The organism is Streptomyces sp. NPDC054840, from assembly GCF_053611065.1.
In genome coordinates, this window is record NZ_JBSGZP010000862.1 from 1 (window position 1) to 2,579 (window position 2,579).

General features: G+C 69.5%; 1 protein-coding gene. It reads right to left on the reverse strand.

Annotated features, from left to right (window positions below; all coding sequences use genetic code 11):
- Window positions 1-35 precede the first annotated feature (35 nt).
- Complete coding sequence (locus ACWGIU_RS35175; RefSeq protein ID WP_453712159.1) at window positions 36-2,474, reverse strand: RelA/SpoT family protein; 2,439 nt, start codon at window positions 2,472-2,474, stop codon at window positions 36-38.
- Window positions 2,475-2,579 lie beyond the last annotated feature (105 nt).

Below are 2,579 nucleotides of genomic sequence, written 5' to 3' on the forward strand. Positions count from 1 at the left end.
CGGTACGGATCTCCGTACCAGGGCCCTCGTACGTCTTACGGCCTGCGGGCCGAGGTGACGCGGTAGACGTCGTAGACGCCCTCGACGCCCCGGACGGCCTTCAGGACGTGCCCCAGGTGCTTGGGGTCGCCCATCTCGAAGGTGAACCGGGAGGTGGCCACCCGGTCGCGGGAGGTCTGGACGGCCGCCGAGAGGATGTTGACGTGCTGGTCCGAGAGGACCCGGGTGACGTCCGACAGCAGTCGGGACCGGTCCAGCGCCTCGACCTGGATGGCGACCAGGAAGACGGAGGACTGGGTGGGCGCCCACTCGACCTCCAGCATCCGCTCGGGCTCCTGGGAGAGGGAGTCCACGTTGACGCAGTCCGCGCGGTGAACCGATACGCCGCTGCCTCGCGTGACGAACCCGACGATCGGGTCGCCGGGAACCGGCGTGCAGCAGCGGGCCAGCTTGACCCACACGTCGTCGACGCCCTTGACGACGACACCCGGGTCGGCGTTGGTGCGCCGCTTGCGGCCGCGCGCCGGCGGGATCGATTCCTCGATGTCCTCGTTGGCCGCTTCCTCGCCGCCGAGGGCCGCCACCAGCTTCTGCACGACGCCCTGCGCGGCCACGTGGCCCTCGCCGATCGCCGCGTAGAGGGAGGAGATGTCGGGGTAGCGCATCTCGTGCGCGAGGGTGACGAGCGAGTCGCCGGTCAGGATGCGCTGGATCGGCAGGTTCTGCTTACGCATGGCCCGCGCGATGGCGTCCTTGCCGTGCTCGATGGCCTCGTCGCGGCGCTCCTTGGAGAACCAGGCGCGGATCTTGTTGCGGGCCCGCGGGGACTTGACGAAGCCGAGCCAGTCGCGGGACGGGCCCGCGCCCTCGGCCTTGGAGGTGAAGACCTCGACCAGGTCGCCGTTGTCGAGCGTGGACTCCAGCGGGACGAGCCGGCCGTTGACCCTGGCCCCTATCGTCCGGTGGCCGACCTCGGTGTGGACGGCGTACGCGAAGTCCACGGGGGTGGCTCCGGCGGGCAGCGCGATGACGTCGCCCTTGGGCGTGAAGACGAAGACCTCGTTGCGGGAGAGGTCGAAGCGCAGCGAGTCGAGGAACTCGCCCGGGTCCTCGGTCTCCTTCTGCCAGTCCAGCAGCTGGCGCAGCCAGGCCATGTCGTTGACCGTGTCCTGGCCGGCGCTGCCCTTGGCGGCCTGCGGGACGTCGGTGCGGACCTTGGAGGTGCCGGCGACGGTCTGCTGCTTGTACTTCCAGTGCGCGGCGATGCCGTACTCGGCGCGGCGGTGCATGTCGAAGGTACGGATCTGCAGCTCGACGGGCTTGCCGCTGGGGCCGATGACCGTCGTGTGGAGCGACTGGTACATGTTGAACTTGGGCATCGCGATGTAGTCCTTGAACCGGCCGGGGACCGGGTTCCATCGCGCGTGCACGGTGCCCAGGGCCGCGTAGCAGTCCCGGACGGTGTCGACGAGGACGCGAATGCCCACCAGGTCGTAGATCTCCGCGAAGTCACGGCCGCGGACGATCATCTTCTGGTAGACGCTGTAGTAGTGCTTGGGGCGGCCCGTGACGGTGGCTTTGATGCGGGCGGCTCTGAGGTCGACCTGCACCTCGTCGGTGACGACGGCGAGGTACTCGTCGCGCTTGGGCGCGCGCTCGGCCACCAGGCGCACGATCTCGTCGTACATCTTCGGGTAGAGGATCGCGAAGGAGAGGTCTTCGAGCTCCCACTTGATCGTGTTCATGCCCAGCCGGTGAGCCAGCGGGGCATAGATCTCAAGGGTCTCGCGGGCCTTCTTCTCCTGCTTCTCCCGCTTGAGGTAGCGCATGGTGCGCATGTTGTGCAGCCGGTCGGCGAGCTTGATGACCAGGACGCGCGGGTCCTTGGCCATCGCCACGACCATCTTGCGGACGGTCTCCGCCTGGGCGGCCTCGCCGAACTTCACCCGGTCCAGCTTGGTGACGCCGTCGACGAGCAGGGCCACGGCGTCCCCGAAGTCGCGGCGCAGGTCTTCGAGGCCGTACTCGGTGTCCTCGACGGTGTCGTGCAGCAGACCGGCCATGAGGGTCGCCGGGTCCATGCCGAGCTCGGCGAGGATGGTGGTCACCGCGAGCGGGTGGGTGATGTACGGGTCGCCGCTCTTGCGCTTCTGGCCGCGGTGCCAGCGCTCGGCCACCTGGTAGGCCTGCTCCAGCTGGCGCAGCGTCGACGTCTCGATCTTCGGGTCGTTGCTGCGGACTATGCGGAGCAACGGCTCCAGAACCGGGTTGTACGGGTTCGAGCGCTGTACGCCGAGCCGGGCGAGACGGGCGCGCACCCGGTTGGAGGACCCTGCGGACTTCGTCGACGCGGGCTTGACCGCCGGCGCGGGCTTGACCGGCGGGGCCGGCGGGGGCGTGGCGGGGGCCGCCGTGGTCTGCTCGGCCTGCGGGTCGGGCTGCGCGGCGGAGATTGGCTGGACCTCGTCTGGCAAGAGCGCTCCTCTGGGGGTCCCCCCGGACGAAGTGTGGGGGAGGATCCGGTGCCCGTGTCCGGTCCGGACAACCCATGGTAGCGAGGGTTGCGTGCCCCCGTTCCC